Source organism: Spiroplasma taiwanense CT-1, assembly GCF_000439435.1.
Lineage (GTDB): Bacteria > Bacillota_I > Bacilli_A > Mycoplasmatales > Mycoplasmataceae > Spiroplasma_A > Spiroplasma_A taiwanense.
Genome location: NC_021846.1, coordinates 521,154 through 544,346 on the forward strand (window position 1 = coordinate 521,154; position 23,193 = coordinate 544,346).

At 22.7% G+C, this 23,193-nt stretch carries 26 protein-coding genes and 1 pseudogene; 26 read left to right on the forward strand and 1 reads right to left on the reverse strand.

Translation table 4 applies throughout. From position 1 onward, the window contains the following. Nucleotides 1–60 precede the first annotated feature (60 nt). The 8 genes from STAIW_RS02625 (at nt 61) to STAIW_RS05655 (ending at nt 5,136) form a co-directional block, all read left to right on the forward strand. On the forward strand, nt 61–597 hold the full coding sequence (locus STAIW_RS02625) for a hypothetical protein (RefSeq protein WP_020834300.1): 537 nt from the start codon (nt 61–63) through the stop codon (nt 595–597). Then, the gene (locus tag STAIW_RS02630; protein WP_020834301.1) at nt 587–1,117 is read left to right on the forward strand and encodes a hypothetical protein; all 531 of its coding nucleotides are present in this window, start codon (nt 587–589) and stop codon (nt 1,115–1,117) included. Before STAIW_RS02625 ends, STAIW_RS02630 begins: the two co-directional genes overlap by 11 nt. A gap of 118 nt (nt 1,118–1,235) precedes the next feature. Next, entirely contained in the window at nt 1,236–1,673 is a 438-nt protein-coding gene (locus STAIW_RS02635; RefSeq protein WP_020834302.1) for a lipoprotein, read from the forward strand. A 106-nt stretch (nt 1,674–1,779) separates the two neighbouring features. Further along, nucleotides 1,780–2,100, forward strand: a complete 321-nt coding sequence (locus STAIW_RS02640; RefSeq protein WP_020834303.1) for a hypothetical protein — start codon at nt 1,780–1,782, stop codon at nt 2,098–2,100. 23 nt (nt 2,101–2,123) lie between these two features. After that, entirely contained in the window at nt 2,124–2,720 is a 597-nt protein-coding gene (gene yihA, locus STAIW_RS02645) for a ribosome biogenesis GTP-binding protein YihA/YsxC (RefSeq protein ID WP_020834304.1), read from the forward strand. 52 nt (nt 2,721–2,772) lie between these two features. Next, a complete protein-coding gene (locus STAIW_RS02650) occupies nt 2,773–3,642 on the forward strand; it encodes an HAD-IIB family hydrolase (protein WP_020834305.1) in 870 nt (289 codons plus the stop codon). Between the two features lie 70 nt (nt 3,643–3,712). Beyond that, nucleotides 3,713–4,537 (forward strand): aldo/keto reductase, encoded by an 825-nt coding sequence (locus STAIW_RS02655; RefSeq protein ID WP_020834306.1) that lies wholly within the window; start codon nt 3,713–3,715, stop codon nt 4,535–4,537. 35 nt (nt 4,538–4,572) lie between these two features. Next, a complete protein-coding gene (locus tag STAIW_RS05655) occupies nt 4,573–5,136 on the forward strand; it encodes a GNAT family N-acetyltransferase (RefSeq protein ID WP_020834307.1) in 564 nt (187 codons plus the stop codon). A gap of 26 nt (nt 5,137–5,162) precedes the next feature. Here the strand turns inward: STAIW_RS05655 and STAIW_RS02665 are convergent, their stop codons facing one another. Next, complete coding sequence (locus STAIW_RS02665; protein WP_020834308.1) at nt 5,163–5,408, reverse strand: hypothetical protein; 246 nt, start codon at nt 5,406–5,408, stop codon at nt 5,163–5,165. A gap of 95 nt (nt 5,409–5,503) precedes the next feature. Here STAIW_RS02665 and STAIW_RS06820 point away from each other — a divergent pair. The 18 genes and pseudogenes from STAIW_RS06820 (at nt 5,504) to STAIW_RS02745 (ending at nt 23,186) form a co-directional block, all read left to right on the forward strand. After that, nucleotides 5,504–5,820, forward strand: a pseudogene (locus STAIW_RS06820) (winged helix-turn-helix transcriptional regulator). Between the two features lie 464 nt (nt 5,821–6,284). Further along, complete coding sequence (locus STAIW_RS06505) at nt 6,285–6,410, forward strand: LbetaH domain-containing protein (RefSeq protein ID WP_321163248.1); 126 nt, start codon at nt 6,285–6,287, stop codon at nt 6,408–6,410. A gap of 105 nt (nt 6,411–6,515) precedes the next feature. Next, on the forward strand, nt 6,516–7,217 hold the full coding sequence (locus STAIW_RS02680) for an ABC transporter ATP-binding protein (RefSeq protein WP_020834311.1): 702 nt from the start codon (nt 6,516–6,518) through the stop codon (nt 7,215–7,217). A gap of 1 nt (nt 7,218) precedes the next feature. Then, a complete protein-coding gene (locus tag STAIW_RS02685; protein WP_020834312.1) occupies nt 7,219–8,154 on the forward strand; it encodes an ABC transporter permease in 936 nt (311 codons plus the stop codon). A 77-nt stretch (nt 8,155–8,231) separates the two neighbouring features. Continuing rightward, nucleotides 8,232–11,132 carry a cation-translocating P-type ATPase gene (locus STAIW_RS02690; RefSeq protein ID WP_020834313.1) on the forward strand — a complete coding sequence of 967 codons (2,901 nt, stop codon included), beginning with the start codon at nt 8,232–8,234 and terminating at the stop codon, nt 11,130–11,132. 173 nt (nt 11,133–11,305) lie between these two features. Next, nucleotides 11,306–12,253, forward strand: coding sequence for a lipoprotein (locus tag STAIW_RS02695; RefSeq protein ID WP_020834314.1), 948 nt, complete (start codon nt 11,306–11,308; stop codon nt 12,251–12,253). Continuing rightward, complete coding sequence (locus STAIW_RS02700; protein WP_041618843.1) at nt 12,225–12,530, forward strand: hypothetical protein; 306 nt, start codon at nt 12,225–12,227, stop codon at nt 12,528–12,530. The genes STAIW_RS02695 and STAIW_RS02700 overlap by 29 nt, the downstream gene beginning before the upstream one ends. Before the next feature lie 192 nt (nt 12,531–12,722). Continuing rightward, nucleotides 12,723–13,073 (forward strand): hypothetical protein, encoded by a 351-nt coding sequence (locus tag STAIW_RS02705; protein ID WP_020834315.1) that lies wholly within the window; start codon nt 12,723–12,725, stop codon nt 13,071–13,073. 204 nt (nt 13,074–13,277) lie between these two features. Further along, nucleotides 13,278–14,162, forward strand: coding sequence for a hypothetical protein (locus STAIW_RS05965; protein ID WP_020834317.1), 885 nt, complete (start codon nt 13,278–13,280; stop codon nt 14,160–14,162). Nucleotides 14,163–14,203: 41 nt separating this feature from the next. Continuing rightward, nucleotides 14,204–14,578: a hypothetical protein gene (locus STAIW_RS05970; RefSeq protein ID WP_020834318.1), complete on the forward strand. Its 375-nt coding sequence runs from the start codon at nt 14,204–14,206 to the stop codon at nt 14,576–14,578. A 355-nt stretch (nt 14,579–14,933) separates the two neighbouring features. Further along, nucleotides 14,934–15,305 carry an ATP-binding cassette domain-containing protein gene (locus STAIW_RS06365; protein ID WP_063623135.1) on the forward strand — a complete coding sequence of 124 codons (372 nt, stop codon included), beginning with the start codon at nt 14,934–14,936 and terminating at the stop codon, nt 15,303–15,305. 66 nt (nt 15,306–15,371) lie between these two features. Beyond that, a complete protein-coding gene (locus STAIW_RS06370) occupies nt 15,372–15,518 on the forward strand; it encodes a hypothetical protein (protein WP_201764818.1) in 147 nt (48 codons plus the stop codon). Nucleotides 15,519–15,628: 110 nt separating this feature from the next. Further along, complete coding sequence (locus STAIW_RS02720; protein WP_148285972.1) at nt 15,629–15,877, forward strand: hypothetical protein; 249 nt, start codon at nt 15,629–15,631, stop codon at nt 15,875–15,877. Between the two features lie 140 nt (nt 15,878–16,017). Then, nucleotides 16,018–16,809, forward strand: coding sequence for a lipoprotein (locus STAIW_RS02725; RefSeq protein ID WP_020834319.1), 792 nt, complete (start codon nt 16,018–16,020; stop codon nt 16,807–16,809). 516 nt (nt 16,810–17,325) lie between these two features. Continuing rightward, the gene (locus STAIW_RS02730) at nt 17,326–17,889 is read left to right on the forward strand and encodes a hypothetical protein (protein ID WP_020834320.1); all 564 of its coding nucleotides are present in this window, start codon (nt 17,326–17,328) and stop codon (nt 17,887–17,889) included. Nucleotides 17,890–18,609: 720 nt separating this feature from the next. Further along, nucleotides 18,610–19,545, forward strand: coding sequence for a hypothetical protein (locus STAIW_RS02735; protein WP_020834321.1), 936 nt, complete (start codon nt 18,610–18,612; stop codon nt 19,543–19,545). 12 nt (nt 19,546–19,557) lie between these two features. Next, a complete protein-coding gene (locus STAIW_RS02740) occupies nt 19,558–20,892 on the forward strand; it encodes an SGNH/GDSL hydrolase family protein (RefSeq protein ID WP_020834322.1) in 1,335 nt (444 codons plus the stop codon). Continuing rightward, the gene (locus STAIW_RS02745; protein WP_020834323.1) at nt 20,892–23,186 is read left to right on the forward strand and encodes an MOLPALP family lipoprotein; all 2,295 of its coding nucleotides are present in this window, start codon (nt 20,892–20,894) and stop codon (nt 23,184–23,186) included. The genes STAIW_RS02740 and STAIW_RS02745 overlap by 1 nt, the downstream gene beginning before the upstream one ends. Nucleotides 23,187–23,193 lie beyond the last annotated feature (7 nt).

Genomic DNA, 23,193 nt, shown 5'->3' on the forward strand with positions numbered 1-23,193 from the left:
TTTAAAATCACTTATGTGATTTTTTTACTTGTTATAATAGATTTGAATGGAGACAAAAAAATGGATAATAAGACATTGTTAATAATTATAATTATTAGTATATGAATTATTAGTCTTTTAATTGCAGGAATTCTTGCATTAATTTTTAAAGAAAAATATAAGAAATTGAAAAAATTTAATGGAGAAATAATAGCAAAACTAGAAAATTTAGAAAAAAATTTTCAATTAAAAGAGGTAAAAATTGAATTCGAACTTTCAAAGAATGAAAAATGTTTTTTCTATCAAAGAAATATTAACGCCTTTCAAATTAAAATTAAGTCAAAAAATATAAAAAGAAAATTTAAAAATTTTAAAAGTAAATTAAATATTTATGTAACAAATAAAAGAATATTATTTGAAACTTTTGAAGAATACTTACAATTTCCAATAAGTAAAATTAACTCTTATTATAATTCACCAATTTATTTGAATAAAAATTGAATTAATGGACTAACTTTATTTTTTCAAGAGAATAAAATTGTAATAGAAAATGATAATAGCTTTAATTTATTTTTAACACTTAAATCATTGAAACAGGAGAGAAAATATGAGTGCTAATTTAGTTAATATAATAATTGGTTTTATTTTAATTATTTTAATGAATATGGTTTCTATTTATTTCTTTTTGGATTTTTTCATAAAACTAAAAAAAATAAGAAAAATAAAAACTGAAGATTTTTACTTAAATATAAGAGTTTTAAATTTTTTTTTAATTTCATTCTTATTGTTGCTTCCAATTTTACTATTAATTTCAGTAATTCTTTTTATTTTGAGTTTGACTTTTTTTAGAACAATTGGCTATATTTATATAATTTTTACCTGTTTTTATTTTTTAGATTGTATTTTTATTTTTAGCTTAATAATTAAACTAAACTTATATCAAAGATCAATTTTTTTATTAAAATTTGAAAATAAAATTGTGTTAATTGATGAAATAATTGATATTTCAAAAATAAAAGAAATATCTAATGATTTAAAAAGAAAATCAATTTTTATTAGATTTTTAAATGATAAAAATGAACAAGAATTTTTAAAACTTAAATATAATTGGAAATTAAAAGATTGAATTTATAAGTAAAATATTATAATTTTAATAAATCTTTTTAATTTATAAAAATTATAAATTAAAAAGATTTATCTAATTTATAATTTTTATATCTAATAGAAATATTAGAAATAGAAATAAGGTAAGAATAATGAAAAAAATATTAACATTTTTGTCAGTTTTTGGAATGGTTACAACTACAAGCACAACAGTTATTTCTTGCAAAACTGAAAACTCAATTGAAAATACTATTAATAATTTACAAAAAGCTTTAAATAAAATAGCTATTGCTAAAGAAGAAGAAGCTATTGAAGCAATTAAATCTACTTCAAAGGGAATTGAAAATGTAATTATGGATGAGAGTACATTACCATCAAAATCATTTGAAATTTTATTTTTAAATGCAGAAAAAGAAAATGATGATTCACATGACGAATTAAAATTTTCAAATTTAAATCAAAAGGCAGGTCATGCACATATTCACTACATTATTACTTATAAGAAAGCAGAACTATTATCAACTACAAAAACAGAATTTGGTTGATCAAGTGATAGTTTTAATTTTGAAGTTGAATTACATGTTGGTTAATTAAATTAAATATTTAATTAATAAATCTTAACCCTTCAAAACTAAAACAATTTAAAAATTTTATTTTTTTTCTAATATAATAATATTATACAAAGGAGTTATACATATGATTGAAAAATTCCTAAATAGGGAAGAAAAGAAAATTTTTTCAAAACGTTATTTAAATAAAATAAAAAAAGAAGATTTTTTCAGTTATTTAGAAATGGAAGAAGCGTTGTTAGAGTCTTTGAAAGATAAGTATAAAAGAGATAATTATGAAAATAAAATAACAGAAATAAAAATTATGAATCAACAAGAATATGTTGATAAATTAAATTTGTATTATTATGATGTTGTTTTATTAAATAAGAATTCTTCAAAATCAGAAGAAAAAATTACACAAGAATTTGATGATTTATTGAAACCATTTAAAAAAATTCAAAAGTAATTATATAAAATGGAGAAAAATTTATGATAAAACAAGCAAAATTTATTACTTCAGCTGCAAATAAAAGTGGTTGAATAAATGATCAAATTAATGAAGTTTGTTTTATTGGAAGAAGTAATGTTGGTAAATCAACTTTTATTAATGCATTAACAAATCAAAATAAATTGGCAAAAACATCTTCAACCCCTGGAAAAACAAGACTATTAAATTTTTTTGATATAAATAATAGTCAGTTTCGTATTGTAGATGCGCCAGGTTATGGTTTTGCAAGGGTTAGTCAAGAACAAAAAATTGCTTTTGCAGAAATGATGGATGAATATTTAACAACAAGAGAAAATTTAAAATTTGTTTGTCAACTTGTAGATTTAAGGCATAAACCTACAAATGATGATATTGAAATGTATCATTTTTTTAAACATCATAATATTAAAGTTTTTATAGTTGCTACCAAAAAAGATAAGTGTAAAAAAAATGATATTTTGAAAAATGAAAAGTTAATTAAGCAAACTTTAAATTTAGATAATAATGATAAGTTTCTATCAATTTCTTCAACAGATAAATTAAATCTTGATGAAGTTTTAAATATTTTTTATGAACTTTTTAAAATTCAACCTATTTAGGTTGTTTTTTAATATAAAATCAAGATAGTTGTCTAGGAAAGGTAGAAAAACTATGGAAATAAACAAAATTGCAGCAACCGATTTAGATGGTACCATTATTTTTGAAAGAGATAGAATTAGTGATGGTAATAAGGAATTATTATTAAAATTTCAACAAAAAACAAATAATAAATTAACGATTGTAACAGGACGAAGCTATTTTTTAACAGATTTTGCAGCAAAGGAATTAAATGTTAAATTACCTGTAATTTGCTCAAATGGTGTTAGTGTGATTAATCCAGAAACTTTTGAATATATTGCTAAAAATCACTTTACAGAAAAAGAAATATTAAATTTAATGAAACTTTTTATTCAAGAAAAGATTGATTTTAGTATAGCAAATGATTTTACAACACATTTTGTAAAAGGAATTGGATGACATTCTGAGTTTTTTTCAAACGAAAATTTATTTAATTTTCATAAATTACCAGTTGATAGAGTTTTTCATGAATATAATTCTATAGAAGAGTTAAGTCAAGAATGTGTTAAAACTGATTCAACTTTTGTAAGTATAGTTTTAGAATGTAATTCAGAAGAAAAATTACAGAGAGCAAGAATTCTTGGAAAAGAACTAGAGTTAGAATTATTAGAATTTAAATATCATAATGGAGAAATTGGAAGAAGAATTGAAGTATATAAAAAAAATTCAAGTAAAAGTTGAGGATTAAATGCTCTTGCAAATTACTTAAATATAACAAAAAATGACATTTTTATTTTTGGAGATGAGCATAATGATTATGCGATGTTTGAAGATTTTCCCAATTCGTTTGCAGTTGGAAATGCAATTGAAGGAATTAAAGAGCTTGCAAGTGAAGTAATAGATACAGTTTATAATTGTGGAGTAGGTAAAAAATTAAATGAAATTATCAATAATTTCATTTAAAAAATATTTAATGTAAAAAATATTTTTTTTATATTTATTAAATAAGTATAATTAAAAAGGAGTGAAAAAAATGAAGAAAATATTACAAAAAACTTTAAAATTTAATAATGGATTAGAAATACCACAAATAGGTTTAGGAACATATAAATTGGAAGATGAAAATGAAACACTTCAATCAGTTAAAGCAGCAATTGAGAATGGTTATAGACATATAGATACTGCTTCTATATATCATAATCACAAGATTATTGCACAAGCAATAAAAGAAAGCAAAATTGATAGAAAAAAACTTTTTATTACTTCTAAAATTTGAAATAGTCATCATGAATATAATTTAGCAAAAATTGCAGTTGATGAAATTTTGGCTGAATTAGAACTAGAATATATAGATTTATTACTAATTCACTGGCCCACAGAAAATAGATTAGGATGTTGAAAAGCGCTTGAAGAAGCAGTTGATCAAGGAAAAGTCAAATCAATTGGAATAAGTAATTTTCAACCTCATCATATTGAAGAACTTTTGAAAAATTGTCGAATAAAACCTGTAATAAATCAATTTGAATTACATCCAGCTCTTCAAAATTTGGAAGTTGTAAAAATATGTAGAGATAATGATATTATTGTTGAATCTTGAGGAACAATGATAAGAGGTAAATGTTTTGAAATTGAACAAATTCAACAATTAGCAAGTAAATACAATAAAACTGAAGCTCAAATTTGTTTAAGATGAGGATTTCAAAATGATTATGTAATAATACCAAAATCTTCAAAGCCAAAAAGAGTTATTGAAAATATTGATATAGAAGATTTTGAATTAACTGCAGAAGATATGAAAATTTTAGCAACAATTACAGAGCAAAGAGATGGTCCAGATCCAGATAATTTTAATTTTTAAAAAATATATTTTAAAAAAAGGAAGAACTTAAAAAAATGGAAGAACTTAAAAAAATGTTACCTTTAATTGAACTTGATAGAATTATTTTAAGAACTTTTAAATTTGAAGATGCAAACGATATTTATGAATATTGTTCAAATCTAGAAAATATTAAATGAATAAGTGTTGAACAACATAAAACTTTGGAAGATTCTATTAATTCAATAGAAAATTACTTTTTAAAGCCACATTATGGAAAATATGCAATTGTTTTAAAAGAAGAAAATAAAGTAATTGGAGCAATTGATATAAGATTAAAAGAAAATATGATTTATGATATTGGTTATGTAATTAATTCTAAATATCAACAAAAAGGTTATGGAAAAGAAGCTTTAAAAGGTCTTATTGACTCTTGTTTTTCTTTAACAAATATAAAAGAAATTTTAATAAAAGTTGATATAGAAAATAATGCATCAAACCATTTAGCAAATACTGTTAGTACAAAAATTATAAGGCAAGAAGAACAAAATAATCCTAAATTTAGTGAACCAAGAATTTTGAATATTTACCAAGTATTAAAAAACCAGTTTAAACTGGGTTTTTTAATTTATATATTTTAAATTCAAATACTATTTTTTCTAAATTTTTATCTATAAAGATAAACTAAAGTATTTGCTGGTTTTCCACAACCACAAACTCCACAATTATCTTTTTCTTCTTTAAATTTAATATTTGCAAAGCCATCATTCATTTTTCCTGTTTTTAGAGCTTCTTCTAGTAAAGGACCTTTTTCTAAAGCAGCTAAAACAGTTTTTCCATTATTTAATTGTTGGCTTATTTCATTAAAATCTCCATTATTTATTTCAACAAGATTATTTAAGTCAAGTGCCATTTTTTTCACCTCCATTCATTGATATAATATCTATAAACAAATTGTTTTGTAAGTAGGTACTTAAAAGTAACCTAATAGTATAAGGGAGTCAAAATATGAATGAATGTCCAGTTGAATTTAGTTTATCTATTCTAAAAAATAAATGAACAATTTTTATTATTCGTGAATTATTAGTTTCAGAAAAAAGATTTAATGAGTTAAAAAGAAATTTGTCAGGAATATCTAAAAAAGTTTTAATACAAACCTTAAAACATTTAGAAAAAATAAAATAATTATTAGAAATTCATTTGATTCATTTCCACTTAAAGTTGTATATTCTTTAAGTAAACTTGGTAAATCCTTAAAACCAGTTTTGGATTCACTTTCTAATTGGGGATTAGAAAATTTTAAAAAAAATCAAGATTTGTATTAAAATTTTTATGGATAGGGAGAATAATTTATGAGAGATATATTTGAAAGAGATAAGAATGGTGAATTAATTTCGTTTTTTTGATCCAGAAAGTTATAAAATAACAAAAGAAATTATAAAAACACAAAAACAAATTACAATTTTGAATAATAAAGCAAATATTACAGCAAAGCAATTAAAAATGTTATCAAAAATTACTAATAAACCAATTCCTGAAGGTTTTTGATTTTTAGCCCCAATTTATATTGACTATGGTAAAAATTTAATTTTAGGTAAAAATAGCTTTATAAATTTTGGATGTTCATTTTTAGACAGAGGAGGAATTGAAATAGGAGATAATACTTTAATTGGCCCAAATTGTAATCTTATGACAACAAATCATCCAATAGATCCAAAAGAAAGAAGATCTACAATTTCTAAAAAAAATAGTTTTTGAGGAAAATGTTTGATTAGGTGCAAATGTTACAGTGTGTCCAGGAGTTACAATTGGAAAAAATTCAATAATAGCTGCTGGAAGTGTTGTTACAAAAGATATTCCAAAGAATTCCATAGCTGGGGGAATTCCTGCAAAAATTATTAAAAATATTGAGTAATTATTTATTTTCTTTTTTTATTTAAAAATATTTTTATTGATTTTGTCTTTATATTATAATTATATTAAATTTTTTTATTTAGTAATATTAAAGGAGAACATAGGAATGAAATCAATTTTGCAATTAAAAAATGTTTTTAAATATTTTGGCAAAAAAGAAGTTTTAAAAGGAGTTAATCTTAATATAAATTTTGGTGAACGTTTAGCTCTTCTTGGAGGAAATGGTCAAGGAAAATCAACTTTAATTGATTTAATATCACAAGTGGAAAAGCCAAGTGGGGGCGAAATTGATATTGCCATTGAAAAAGATATTAAAAAAGAAATAGGAATTCAATTTCAAAATGGAGAATGACCAAGGGGTATTACTTCAAAAGACATGATAATTTTATATAGATCTATTTTTCCAAAATTTAATGAAGAGTGAGAAAAACAATTATTAGATGTATTTGAAATTGATGAATTTATAAATAGACCTCTAAATAAATTAAGTGGTGGTCAAAAACAGAGATTTAATTCAATGATTTCACTAATGAATCAACCTGAAATTGTTATTTTGGATGAATTTACAACAGGATTAGATTTAAAATTACAAATAAAATTAATGAATTTTATTAAAAAATATTGTGATGAAAAAAATAAAACTCTATTAATAGTTTCACATTCTCCAGAAGAAGTTGAATTATTATGTCAAAGAGTTGCAATTTTGTTTGATGGAAAAATTATATTTGATAATTCTATTTTAGAAGTAAAAAAACAATTTGGTAGTGTTAGAAACTTAATGAATAAGCATTTTGCAGGAGAAATATAATATGGAAACTAAAAAAAATAAGAAACTTCTTAATTTAGTAACAATTGAAGAAAAAAATAATTTTAAATCAGGAAAACTTTTATTTTGAAATTTATTATTAATAATTTCAAAAGCTTTTATTAGAAGTCCTAAAAATATTATTTTTACAATTGTAGTTCCAATTGCATTGGCAATTATGTTTTTCTTTATTATGGGAAATAAATTTGGGGGTCATTATTCTTTATTAGTCTATACACTTTTGCCTTCAATAACAGTAATGCTATCTTTATCAACTTCAATTGTAGAATGAAAGAATTCAATTTTTTTAAAAAGAATTGATAACACAGGTGTAAAGAAAATTAACTTTTTACTTGCTTTGTGACTTTTTTATAGCTTAATTGTTATATTAAGTTTTTTTATAATGTTAATAGTTATGATAATAATTGGTTCAGCTGTTAAACCAGCTGCTAATTTTCAAGGAGCAAATGAAATACCAGAAATACAATATTCTATTTTTCAAATTCTTTCTAAAGTTAATTGATTTTATATGTTATTAGCATTTATTTTAGTTGGTTTTACATCAATTACAATAGCAACTTTTATGGGAGGTATTTTAAATCAAGAAGGGACTGTAAATGGTATTAACTTATTAGTATTATTTTTCTCTTTATTTTTTAGTGGTTTGGTAATTCCCCCAAATTTAGCAATAAGTAGTGAAATAATGAAGATTATTACTTATTTTATTCCTTTTAAATACTCTGTATTTTTATTTTTTTATATTTCACAAAGAAAAATAACTCAACCTGAAAATGGTTGAAATGCACCATTTAATAATCACGGTCAATCAGTGGGATATGATTTTACACAAACTTATCAGCCAATTTTAGCTTCAATTGCTATTATAATAATTTTTATTTGCTTAACATTAGTGACTTTCAAATGAGTTAGCAAAAAATAAATATTTTTTTATTATTTATAATTTCTAAAAAAAATTGTTATAATCAACTACAAGAAAAGGATTAGTGGAACTTTATAATGGACGAACATCTGTCGAGCAATATACAAAAACTAGAAGAATTATTTGAAACAAATATAGATAAAGGGTTAACTTCAGAACAAGTTGAAGAAAAACTTAAAAAATTTGGCAAAAACAAACTACCTCAAGGTAAAATAACTCCTTGATATATTATTTTTTTAAAAACATTAATTGAACCAATTGTATTGGTTTTGATGGCAGCAGCAGTAATTTCAATTATTGCTCCAATAATTGACAAAGCAGCTAGTGGGGCAAAAATTGAAGTATCAATTGAAGAATTTATTGATGCAATTGTAATTTTTTCAATTGTTTTAATTGACGCTATATTAGAAACAGTGCAAACACTTAAAGCAAGAAAATCAATGGATGCTTTAAAATCACTTTCTAAACCAAAAGCTGTGGTAATTAGAAACGATTCTCAGCAAGAAATTGATGCATCACAACTAGTTCCTGGAGATATAGTTGTGTTAGAAGCAGGAAAATATGTTCCTGCTGAATTGAGAATTGTTCAAGCAAGTGATTTAACAATTGATGAATCACTTTTAACTGGTGAATCTTTGCCTGTTGAAAAAATTGCAGATCCTTTAATGGAAACAACAACAATTTTAGCAGAAATGAAAAACATTGCATTTATGTCTACTTTTACAACAAATGGTAGAGCAATAGGAATTGTAATAAAAACTGGTAAATTTACTGAAATTGGTAAAATTGCAGAATCAATTAATGAAAATGATGAACAAGAAACTCCTTTAGAAAAAAAATTACATTCATTTACTTATTGAATTTCTGCTTTAAGTTTTGGATTGGCAGTTTTAATATTTACAACTTTATTCCTAAGTGGAAGTCAAGCAGCATGATCAAATTACTTAATGATTGCAATTACATTAGCAATTGGAGTAATTCCTGAGTGTTTAGCAGCAGTTGTTTCGATTACTTTAAGTATAAGTACAAAAAAAATGGTAAAACAACACGTAATTATAAAAAAATTACAAGCTGTTGAAACATTGGGAAGTGTAAACATAATTTGTACAGATAAAACTGGAACTTTAACCCAAAATAGAATGACAGTTAAAAGAATGATTATGGACAATAAAATTCTTGAGTCAAAAATATATGCAAAAGAAGCAAATGATAATCATATGGATTTATTCTTAAAATCACTTGTTTTATGTAATGACTCAGTTACTGAGGGAACTGAAAGAATTGGAGATCCAACAGAACTTGCACTTGTAGATTATGCAGAAATAATTGGCTATGATGAACAAGATGCAAGAGATACTTGAAAAAGAATTGATGAAATTCCTTTTGATAGTGAAAGAAAAATGATGACAACTGTTAATAGTATAAATGGTATTAATACAACTTTTACAAAAGGGGCAATTGATCAATTATTAAAAAAATGTACTAAAATAATGATTGATAATGTGGAAAGAGAAATAACTCAAGAAGATATTAAACAAATTCTTCAAATTTCTGAGGAATTATCAAGTAATGCACTTAGAGTTTTGGGTTTTGCTTTTAATAATAATTATGATAATGAAAAAGATAAAGATCATTTAGAACATGATCTAGTATTTTTAGGTGCTGTTGGAATGATAGATCCAGTTAGAGAAACAGCAGTTAATGCTGTAAAACAAGCACATAATGCTGGAATTAAAGTTGTAATGATTACAGGAGATCATGCTTCAACTGCACTTGCAATTGCAAAAGATTTAGACTTAGCATATTCTACATCAGAGGTAATGAGTTCAGTAGTTTTAAATAAAATGTCTGATGATGAATTATTAAAAATAATTGAACAAATTAAAGTATTTGCAAGAGTTAATCCAGAACATAAGGTTAGAATTGTTGATGCACTTCAAAAAAATGGAAATATTGTTTCAATGACTGGAGATGGAGTTAATGATGCACCAAGTTTAAGCAAGGCCAATATTGGAGTGGCTATGGGAATAACAGGTACAGATGTTGCAAAACAGGCTTCTGATGTAATTTTAACAGATGATAACTTTGAAACAATCATTCGAGGAGTTAATGAAGGAAGAAACGTTTATCAGAAAATTAAACGTGCTATTGCATTTGTAATTGGTGTTAACCTTGCAAATGTACTATCAATTTTTATTCTTTCTGCAATAAATACAGTTTCACCACTTGAAGCAACAAATATTTTATGAATGAATTTAATTGTAGAATCAATTGTTGCTCTTTCAATTGGAATGGGTTCAAATGATGATACTTTGATGAAAATAAAACCAATTAAAGGTAAAAATTCATTATTTAAAGGACTAAATTATACATTTGCAAAAATTATTATTTTTACTTCAATGACATCAATTGCAGGATTTTACTTTGGTATGTCATTTATTTCAGAGCAAGAAGTTTTAAGTTTGACAAATAACACACATACCACTTGGTTTGCTGCATTTAGAGATGCAAATATTAATATTAATAATAAAATTGAACTTGGAGATCACGGAAGAACTGCAATGTTTATTGTTATAACTTGTGCACCATGTTTTTATGCAAATTTTATTAAACTTTCAAATTGAAAATCAGATAAAAAAATTAAATTAGTTATTAATAAACCACTATGAATTGCAAGTATTGCAGCAGTTATGTTAAATCTTATTGCAGTTTTCATTCCTGTACTTAATAATGATGTTTTAGATTTAATTAGTTCAAATAGCTATAATAATACTAATTGATACTTAGTTCCTTGTGCTTTATTAATTTCATTAATACCAACAATATTAATGCTATTATTAGACTTTGTTACATTTTCAACATATCATTATTTGCCAGATCCTTGAAGAAGAAATCGCCTAATTACTCAAGAAATGGTGGAAAAAGATAATATTGCAAAAATTCAAAAAAATAGAAAATCTAAAAAACCAATAGATTAATAAATAAAAACATATTGTATAAATATGTTTTTATTATTTTATTATTTTTTTAATTTTACTTTAAAAATTATAAATAATTTTCTTATTTAATTCATAAATATTTTTTTATTGCTTTTAATAGCCCTTTATTGTTTAATCATTTCATTGGTTTATCCAATAAAAAGAGAATAAGAATGAAAAAATTACTAAGTTTACTAGCATCAACATCGATGGTTACAACAGCTACTGTTAGTGTTGTTGCTTGTGGAAACAAAGAAGGTTCAGATACAAAACCACCAGTTCAACCTGAACAGGATTTGACTGCTTTAATTGCAGATTTTAAGAAAGATATTACTGCAATTAAAGATGAATATTGAAATGAAATTAATAAAAGTTTTTTTTCATTAGTTGATGTTAATCAACAAATTTATCAATTATTAACAAAGGAAAAAATAACTCAATTAGTTACAGAAAATGGTAATAACGCTGTAACTAGTTTAAATGAAAATGATCAAAATTTGTTAAAAATTGATATTCAAAAAATTATTAAAGTAGAAGATTTAAAACAAAAATTTATTTCAAAAATTAATAAAGAAAAATATTCAATTTTAATTAATGAGTTAAATTGATTTACAGGATTTAGTATAGATTGATCAACTTTGGAAATAAATTTCACAGGTGATGAAATACCAGAACAAGCAAATCCATCTTCAAAAAGTGATTCATTTCTTTCATATGTGAAAGTGGATTTAAAATTTGAATTTAAATACTTAGATAAAAATGGACAAGAAACAACTTTTAATATAAATCAAAAATTTATTTTTACTTTAACTTCAAATAAAGTATTAATAGAATCAATTCAAGCATTGAAAACAACTATTAAAACTGATTACTTGTTGGATGGACAAAAATACAGTTTTATAGATAAAAGTGAATTAGGAATTAGTTTAAATCAGGGTTCAGGAAAAATATTTGGAAATGACTTAAATTTTAAATCAGTATATGAAAGTAATGGATTTAAAAATGACATAATTTCATTTATGAAAAACAATTATTTTGATAAATTTATAAATATTTCTTTATCATTTGAAGGAAAATTTAAAGGCAGATCAATTGAAAAGCTTAAATATAAATGAAATTAATTTTAAAGCATTGTACAATACAATCTTTAATAATATCACTGAAACTGATACAACATTGTTTTTTGGAAGTCAAGATGAGAAAGCAATTAATACACATGTTTATACTTATTTAAAAGATAATTGAAAATTATTTTATAAATCTTATAATGATAAAATAAATAAATTTATTTCTGATTTAGAAACAAAGACAGCAAAAAAAACTAGAAGAAAGTCAAAAAGATGTAATAGCAAATTCATTTGCATATGGAAAAGTAAAATTAACAGGTATTTCAATTAATATTGGACAAAGTTATGAACACACGATTAATGATTTATCAATTTTTACATCATTGGCTGTTACAAACAATGAAACAAAAGTTGATAGAGAAATAGAGGTTAAATCAAATTTATTTGGTGCAATGTATTTAATTTAGTTGATGGAATAAAATCATTTCAAGACACTTTTGGAATAGTTGATAGAGAAGATAATTTGCAAGAAGGAATAGCACTTCCAATTGTTAAATTTACAGGTTCAAGTAAAGATAATACAGATCCTTTAGAAAATATTTGAAATGGTTTAAAAGTAGGCGATGGTTCATATGTAAATCAATTAAACGATAGTTTAGGTCTAAGAAATCCAGAGTTAGCAAAGTATAAAGATAAATTATTAGAAAATGGAAATCAAAAAGAATTTAATTGAAATCTTTTAGGTAAAAGTTATCCAGAAGATAATCAACATACTAAAACAAGGTTTAAAATTACAGATACTGGAATTATAATAGATGGGTATTATTTGATGTGATGAAAGTTTAGATATGAATTTTTATCAAAATTTTATTAATGTTAATTTTTTAATATCAGGAATTTGAACAGATAGATATTCAGTTGTATTTGAAAAAGCAACTGTAGAATAAGAAAACCTCATACTTATATGAAAAATAATTTTTTGTTATACAAATAAATACCATTTAGAACATTATTATTATTTAATATTAAAAGCATTTTTCATGAATTAGTATTTTTAATATTAAATTTTTTATTAGTAATGAGTTCATTTGTTTTTGCTATCTTGTCAATTTTCTTTGTAACTCAAGCAGCATTGATAGTAGCTTTTAATTTTTATATTTTACTTTATGTATCTTGTTTATTATTTATTTTAATTTTAAGAATAGTACAATTCTTTTATCATAACAAAATTGAAGATAAAATAATTTTTATAACATTATCAAATCAAGTTTCTAGAATTAAACTTTTTATTAGCATTTGAATCTTGATTTTAATTATATTTGTATCAAATTTTACAATAACATTTACAGTTATAAATTTAATAAATTTATTTGCAAATAGTTTAAATGTAAATTATTTGCTTTTAAAAATTACTACAACTTTCCTAATTTATGGAATTTTTTGTAGTATATTTTTAGTTAATTTTATAATATTTTTAATCTTCATTTTCTCGTTGCAAACAACAACAGTTATTTGTACTTTGCTTTTATCATTAACTTTTATTGCAAACTTACCAATGAGTTTTCAACAAACCAATGAAAAAAATATGACAATAAATTTGCAAAAAAATAATGGTGAAATACAAGTAAAACTTTGAAAATTATATGATTCATTTTATTTACAAAAATATGTTAATGAAGGACATATAAAATATAATTATTTATCTAAATGAATTAATGATAATTTTGTTGCCAATAATTACTTAGTCAATGATTTTTTCACTGATGATATTTCAGTTCATGCAAAAAGAATTGATAATGTTTGAAAACCATTAGGCATTATAAATTCAAGTCCAAGAATTATTAATGAAAATAATTTGGAAATTAGAACAGTTCCATCGAATGATTCAAATATTACATCTGATTGAATTAAGGGTGATTTAACAAATATTGAATTAAGTTTGGTAGAACTTTTATTTCCTTAGAAGAATTACAGCAAAAAATTTTTCAAGAATATGATGAAAATATGAAATTAATTTTGCAAGATTTATATAATTTTTCAATTTATATAAAATCTGAATTTTCTGACTTTCAAAAAGAGAAAGTAAATTTATTTGATAAGTTTATTTTTGTTAACTCAGATAGCAAAATTATAAATTTAGAAAAAAATTCCAATTCTATTTTATTTAAAAAAGAATACTTAAAATCAATTTACAATTATAAATTAGATGGTACATATAATGGTGATTATTTTACTTTTACAGATAATAGTGTAACTAATTTAGTTAGAAATGACCTAAATTTTGAATTAATGATTGCAGTAAGAATTTTAGAACAATATTTTATAAAATATACAAATAATTACTTAAATGCAATTTATAATTCAGTTTCTTTTACCTAAGGCGATTGAAGTAAGTATAGTTCTTCAAGAAAAAAATTAAATTTAATTTATTATTTAAATTTTTTTAATGGAATTTGATCTAATTACACTTTATGTTCTGGATTTTCATATGATGATTTTTGATTTTTACCAAATTCAGAGTCATTAATTTCTTTTGAAGAACAAAAAAATTTATTTTTGGGTTACCCTGAATTTACTTTTAAAATTGATAAGCAAAATGTAATTACTCCTGACTCTTATAATAATTATTTAAATCCTATTATTTATATAATTATTTTGTTAATTTTTTCTATTTTAACATTTATATTTATTTTAATTAAATTTCAAAAGATTGATTTAAATTAAGGTAATTAGAATGAAAAACGATGCAAATAAAATAGAAAATATAATTGAAGTAAAAAATTTTAATAAAAAGTTTAGGAAAAATACAGTTGGAGAGTTTTCATTTAATATTAAAAAAGGAGAAATTACAGCTTTACTTGGTGTTAGTGGAAGTGGAAAATCAGTATTAATTAATTCAATTGTTGAATGTTATAAAAAATATAAAGGTAAAATTTTTATTAATCAGAAATCAATAAAAAAAATGAAGAGTTATCAGCAAAATGTCAATATTGGTTTTTATACGCAAATTGATTTTTCACTTCAAAATATAAGTTTAAAAAAATACTTTGCAAATATGTCATTAATAATGGGTATCAGAAGAAAAGAAGCAAGAAAAAGAATTTAATATTGAATAAACTTTTTTGAATTAACTAGTTCAATTGATAAAAAAATTAAAAATTTCTCATGAGGAATGAAAAATAGAGTTAATTTAATATTAGGATTACTAAAAGAACCTGAAATTTTGATACTTGATGAACCTGATGCAAACTTGGATTCATATTGAAGAAATAAAATTAAGAATTTATTAATTCAATATAAAAATGAAAGAAAACTGTAATTTTTACTTCTCAAAGTATTGATGAAATTAGTGATATTATTGACAACTACCTAATTATTGAGGAAGTAAAATTGTTATTTAATGGTTCTACAAAAAAACTAAATATTTATATGAAATATAAAGTTTTTTTAACAGAAAAATATGAAATTGAAGAATTTAGAGAGTTTTTAAATAGTAAAAAAATTAAATCATTTAAGTATGATTCTATTGAAAATTCAATTACTATTGCAATTAGTAATTATAAACAATTAAATTATGTATTTTTGTATTTAATTAAAAATAATTTGCCTTTAAAAAATTTTGTTAAATTACCAATAAATATGGAATCGATTCATAAAGCTTTAGAAGATAATATTTAGAAATAAAATAATAGTAAATATTATTTAAAAAATTTTTAATGATTTTTCTTATTTAATTCATAAAAAATTTTTTTATTATATTAAATAAAACTTTATAGTTTAATTTGCCTATGGGTGTACTCATTAAAAGGAGAATAAGAATGAAAAAATTATTAAGCTTATTAGCAACAGCTTCATTGATTACAACAACTACTGTAAGTGTTGTTGCTTGTGGAAACAAAGAGAAATCAGGTACAAAACCCCCAACAGAGTCAGACCAAGATTTGACTGCTTTAATTTCTGATTTTAAGAAAGACATTACTTTAATTAAAAATGAATATTGAAATCAAATCAATAAAAGTTTTTTTTCACTAGTTAATGTGAAGCAAGAAATTTATCAGTTATTAATAAAACAAAAAATGACTCAATTAGTTACAGGAAATAGTAATAATGTTGTAACTAATTTAAGTGAAACTAATCAAAATTTGTTAAAAATTGATATTCAAAAAATTATTAAAATAGAGGATTTAAATCAAAATTTTACTTCAAAAATTAATAAAGAAAAATATTCAATTTTAATTAGTAAGTTAAATTGATTTACAGGATTTAGTATAGATTGATCAACTTTAGAAATAAATTTTACAGGTGATGAAGTATCAGGAGAAACTGATCAATTATCAGAAAATGCTTCATTTCTTTCGTATGTGAAAGTCGATTTGAAATTTGAATTTAAATACTTAGATAAAAATGGACAAGCAACAGCTTTTAATATAAATCAAAAATTTATTTTCACTTTGACTTCAAATAAAGTATTAATAGAATCAATTCAAACATTAGGAAAAACTATTGAAAGTGATTATTTCTTGAGTGGACAAAAATATAGTTTTTTAGATAAATCTGATTTAAAAATTAGTTTAAACCAAGATTCAGGAAAATATTTGGAAATAATTTAAATTTTAAATCAGTATATGAAAGCGATGAATTTAAAAATAACATAATTTTATTTATGAAAAAAATTATTTTGATAAATTTACAAATATTTCTTTATCATTTGAAGGAAATATTATATTCAACGAGTTTATATTGCAAGATAAAATTTTTGCAAATCAAAGCCAAGAATTAAATTTAAATGAAATTAATTAAAAATCTTTATATAATGCAATATTTAATAATATTACTGAAACTGATATAACATTATTTTTTGGAAGTCAAAACGGTAGAGTTATTAACTCACATGTTTATACTTATTTAATGAATAATTGAAAAACATTTTATAAATCTTACAATGATAAAATAAACAAATTTATTTCCGATTTGGAAACACACAATGGTAAAAAAACTACAAGAAAGTAAAAAAAGATGTAATAGCAAATTCATTTGCTTATGGAAAAGTTAAATTAACAGGTCTTTCAATTAATATTGGACAAAGTTATAAACATCCAATTAATGATTTATCAATTTTTACATCATTGGCTGTTACAAACAATAAAACAAAAGATGATAGAGAAACAGAGGTTAACTCAAATTTATTTGGTGCAATGTATTATAATTTAATTTCTGGAATAAAATCATTTCAAGATACTTTTGGATTAGTTGATAGAGAAGATTATTTACAAGAAGGAATTAATGGTCCAATTGTTAAATTTACAGGTTCAAGTAAAGATAATACAAATTCTTTAAAAAATATTTGAAATGGTTTTAAAGTAAATAATAATCAATATATATCTGCACTCAATAATAGTTTGTCATTAAGACATTCAGAATTAACAAAATATAAAGATAGATTGTTAGAAAATGGATATCAAAAACAATTTAATTGATCATTTGAAAATGAACCTGAAAATGGGAATGGAACAGTTTATACTTATTTTGGTGTTACAGATAAAGGGGTTATAATAGATAATTACTCTTATTCTGGTGATGAAAAGTTATATATAAATTTTTATCAAAACTTTATTAATGTTAATTTTGTAATATCTGGAATTTGAAAAAATAAAAAATCTGTTATTATTGAAAAAGTAAATATAGATTAAAAAATATTTAAAAATTTATAAAAATTTGAATTTTTATTAAAAAATAGACATTAAAATTTATTAATTTAATCTAAAAAATTGAAAAAAACGAAATTTTTAATTTTTCAAAAAAAACTAAAAATTTATTTGAAACGTTTTTAATTTATAAATTTAAATAAAATAACAATTTTTAAATACATATTTAAATAAATAAAGGAATTATAAAATGAAGTTTATATCTTTTAAAAGATATAAACTTCATTTTTTTATTAAACATAAAATTATTTTTATATAAACAAATGTTTTATTTTTTGTAATTAAAAATTAATTTTATTTTTTGAATTATTTATAAAATTTTTTTAAAAAATGTAAAAAATCAATATTTTGGTTTTCATAAATTATAAAATAAAAATGTATTTATAAAAATACAGTCATAATTTAAAAAGGGAAAATAATAAAAATACTTGTAATTGAAAGAAATAATTTTAAACCATTGAGAGCTATTAAAGTTTTTAGAAATAATAGACTAAAGATTTAGAAAATACTTTACAAAAGAATTACATTCATTTTTTAGTTTCTTAAAAAAATTTGTATTATGTATTCGTATTTTAAAAAATAAATGTATAAATTATAAATACTAAAATATTTTTAAAATATAAAAGTATTTTAGTATTTATATAAGATTTTAAAAGTTTGGTTATTATTTTAATATAAATAGTTTATATAGAAATAGGAGAAATCATGTTTAAAAAAATATCATTAAACTCATTATTTAAAAAATTTTCAACTAAATCAAAAAAAATAATGGGAATTTCAATATTAACTTCAGTATCATTTTTTTGATTACTTTCTTTAATATTAACTATTCCAGGAATGGGAATTCAGTCTTTACAATTTATTTCATCAGTGGAAAAACAAATTACAAAAATTATGCCAAAAAATAAATTTGTTGTCGATCCAAATTACTCTCTTTATGAAACTGTAATGGACTCTGCAATAAGATCTTCATATATTGCAGATGCAGTATCTACAATAAATCACAACGATGCAGAAGATATGGCACAACATAGAAAAGTTTATGAAGATTTTGCAAATAACTGATTTAATAATAAATGAGGAGAAAAAATTAAAAATAAGGAACAAATTGATTTATATGATGTTGGTTTAGATGTTATTGAATTTGACCAAGAAATTGCCAAACTTTATCATTCATATGGATTTGTAAATACTGGAATTCAATGAATGTTTCATAAAAACGGAATGAAGGAAATATTTTCAGATTCTGTTTCAACAATGGCTTTAAATAATCAAACAATTATTGACCAAGAAATTTACAATAAAACAGTAAAGTCAGAAATAGGAATGACAGGTTTATCTGTATCTTATTCTCCAGGAACAATGATTTTAAACAACAAAGTTTGATTTTTAAATCAACAAATTGAATCATTAAAATTTATTTTAAATTTACCAATTAAACCTTTTATGGATAAAACACTAACAAAAGATACTTTAAATAATTTAGAAGTAACAGTAGATGATTTATTTGTACCTAATTTTTTAGCAGGTATGCATTTAGCGCAAGCAGGTTCAATTATGTTTATAATTGCTTTAATTATTGTAATTCCTGGACTTATTATTGGAACTGTAGCAATTTTAGAATATAAGAAAGAAAAATAGGAGAAATAAATAATGAAAAAAATGTTAGCAAGTTTAGCTGTTTTATCATTTTCTGTTTCAATTGGTTCTCAAGTTGTTGCTTGTATGCCAAAACAGGGAAATGTTTTACCTGAAAATGATCCATTATTATATGGAAAAGATATTGATAAATCAAAAGCAATTGATGATTCAAAACAAACAGAATCTGGTTATACAAATTATTTTATAATTGGAGATAGTTTAAGTGATGTTGATGGAGTTACTTCATTTTTAGAAAAAAAACTTTCAAACTTATTAAACGAAATGATTGATTTAGATATTAATTTTGGTGGAAAATATGGTTGAAAAGATGAAAAAACTGAAATTTGACATAGTGCATTTACAAATGGAAAACCCGCTGCTTATCTATTAGGAGAAGAACTTGGATTTGGTGAATTAAAACCAAGTAATCAATTTTTTACAGAACCTTATGATCAAACAGAAGGTTATGGAAATAACTATTCAGTTGGAGGAGCAACTGCTGCTAAAGTTGGGGGAGGATTGATGAGTGTTGATGATGTTACAATTGATACTCAAGCAAGAACTCTAATTGAACAACATAAGTCAAGTGCAAATGATTTAGTTATTTTTGAAATTGGGGGAAATGATTTGTTTGCTTTAAATGATTTACAAACAGATCCTAAAAAACAAGTTTTATTAATTAATGATGGTTTAGAAAGACTTAGAAAAGCATTATTTACTTTGTTAAATCAAGGTATTGAACATGTTGTATTTATGACTCCACCAAAAATGGATTATGTTTCAACATATACAGATAATAGCTCTGGAAAATCTCCAGTTTTTGATAAGGATGGAAATCCAATTGCAGGAAAAGAAGCAGAAGCAGAATATATACAAGATATTGGCTTGGAATATCAACAAAGACTATTAGATTTAATTGAAGAAATTAAATCATACTATCCAAATAATTTTCAGACTTATGATTTATATTCAGATTTTAAAGACTTAAAAACTAGGTTTGAAGCAACTGTTGCTGATGGAAAATATAATGGACATAATGCATTTACAAATAAAAATGAAATATCAATTAAATTAAATGGCAATGATCTTGAATTATCTGGTGGTTTAGATTTTTCAAGTTTAACACCAGAATTTATTCAAAATATTTTAAGTGAACTTGTTGGAAATAGTGAAGAAAAACCAAAAGTTGAAATTACAATTTCTGCTATAAGAGAAGAAGAACAAGGAAATGAAGAGCAAAATATTGATAATTACTTTTTTACTGATTTTGTTCACCCAACTGCTGGAGTTCATAAAATGGTAAAAGATATATTTTTAGATATTGTTAAAAAGGAAGTGAGTAAATAATGAAAAAATTAATAATCTCATTAGCTTCAGTTACTTTAACTGTTGGTTCATCTGCAAGTGTTTTGGCATATGCAGTTAATGCAAACAATATTAAAATTAGTGAATTAAATGCAAAACAAAAAGAAATTAGTTTAACTTTAGAACAAGTGGCAAAGTCTCTATCATTAAATTCATCACAAAATGGGGGATATCAATTTGATTATTTATTTAATATTGTTGCTAAAAATCAACAAATTAAGTGATTGAATTCTTCAATTACTCTTGATGAATCTTCAAATTTAACTAAAAATAATCGTTTTTATGAGTTATATAATAAAAATTTTAATAGTAATTTATTTTCAAATGATTTTGTTTTTGAAAATACAGATTCTAAAAAGACTTTTTCATTAAAATCGGGAATAGCACCTCAAGAAGCTCCATTAGGTTCACTTGTTTCAACTTTGTCAAGTTTACTTCCAATGGTAACTCAATTTATTGCAAATAAAGATATTTTAGGAATGGTTTCTTATTTATTACAAACTTTTATTTCAGTTAATCCTGAAATCATTTCAGAGTTTTCATTATTAAAATTTGCAAAAGCAATATTAAGTGATGAAAAAATTGAATCTTTATCAAATGCATTTGATAAAGATAAATATGCAGATTTTAGTGTTCAAGAAGCTTTAAATTCTTCAATAATTGGTTTAGTTAATGGATTGGGAAAAATTACAAATACAAAATCGGAATTTGAAAATTCTACAGTACAGAAAACTAAGGATAACTTTGGTGCTGCTATGAAAGAATTAGAAGTTATTTCTTCTTCTTTATTAACAAAAATAACAACTTTAAACTTTGATTTAGTTGAAAGTTTTGATGCAATAATTGAGGTTGTAAACTTTGGAAGAGTTTTAATGGTTTATTTAAATGGATACATTAATGAAGTTAACTCAGGAAGTTTAAAAGATGCTGATTTACAAAATAAAACTATTAGTTTTGATCAATTAACAACATTAAGAAATAAAAAATTTAGTGATTATTCAAATTCACTTGATATTAAAGAATTTTTAAAATATATGCAAACAATGTTGGCAAATGATAGTGGAAATGGTTTAAAAAATTTAATTGCTTTATTATTTGTCGAAAAACCAAAAGAGGATTACATAAGTTCACAATTACAAATTTCAGATACTGTTTCAAAATTTGATGTACTTGGTGCTGTACTTGGATCTGAAGGAATTGGTTCAATAGTTGAACCAGCATTAGATTTAGTTGGATCATTAAAAAACTTTATTGCTTCAAATTCTAAAACAGATTATTCTCAAAATTATGGTTTATCTTCATTATTTAAAGCAACTTTAAATGGAATAGCTGATGTTAAATCAATTCTTTCATCACTTCCAGAAGATTTTAAACAATATCTTGATGTAATTGATACATTACTTGGCTTGAGTAATGCAAAAATTGGAACAATATTAACAAATATATTAGCAATGATGTCATCTGATATTTCAATTATGTCAAAAAATGTTAAATTATTTACTGATTTGCATGCAAGTTGGGGATTAATTGAATTTGCAGTTGGATCACTATTTCCTGAATATAAAGAAATTATTACAACACTTGGAAAAATTATAAAATTTAATTTTAATGAAATTTTAGCTCCAACTAATGCTGATGGAAAAGAACAAGATTCATTCAAAAACTTATGAAGTGGAAAAGCAGATTTTAGTGGAATTTTAGAACTATTAGGAATGAATGTTGTAACAGGAGGAAAACCTTTTAATTTAAAAAGTGTCTTTACTTTACCAATTACAAATATATTTAGTTCAGGTCTATTAGGTTTAAATAGTGATAAAGCAATTTCAACAATGCTTGATGAAATTATTGAATCAATGGGGGATAAAAAATTATCTATAAACTTTGATAATGCCAAAGGTCTTGTTTTAAATCTAAAAGGTATAATCGATGTTGGATTAAATGATCCTACAAAATTAATGGAAAAATTAGGTTTAAATTCTGATAAGACAATTAAAGAAAATTCTGCATTAGATTATCTATCAAAAATATTTGCAGATTTGGATGGAATTGGTGCAATTGCAGAACAATTAAAAGCAGCTGCAGATTTTTTTGAAAAACAACAAGCTCAAATTAAGTTAGATGTTCAAAATAAATTTAAAGAAATTTCAGAAAGTAAAATTACAATTGATGTTATTGATAATTATAACTATACTTATTTAATTGGGGTAGATAAATTTGAATTTACAATTAAAGAAGAAGCAAATAAATTTGTAATTTGAAAAATTGTTATCAAATAGTTTATAT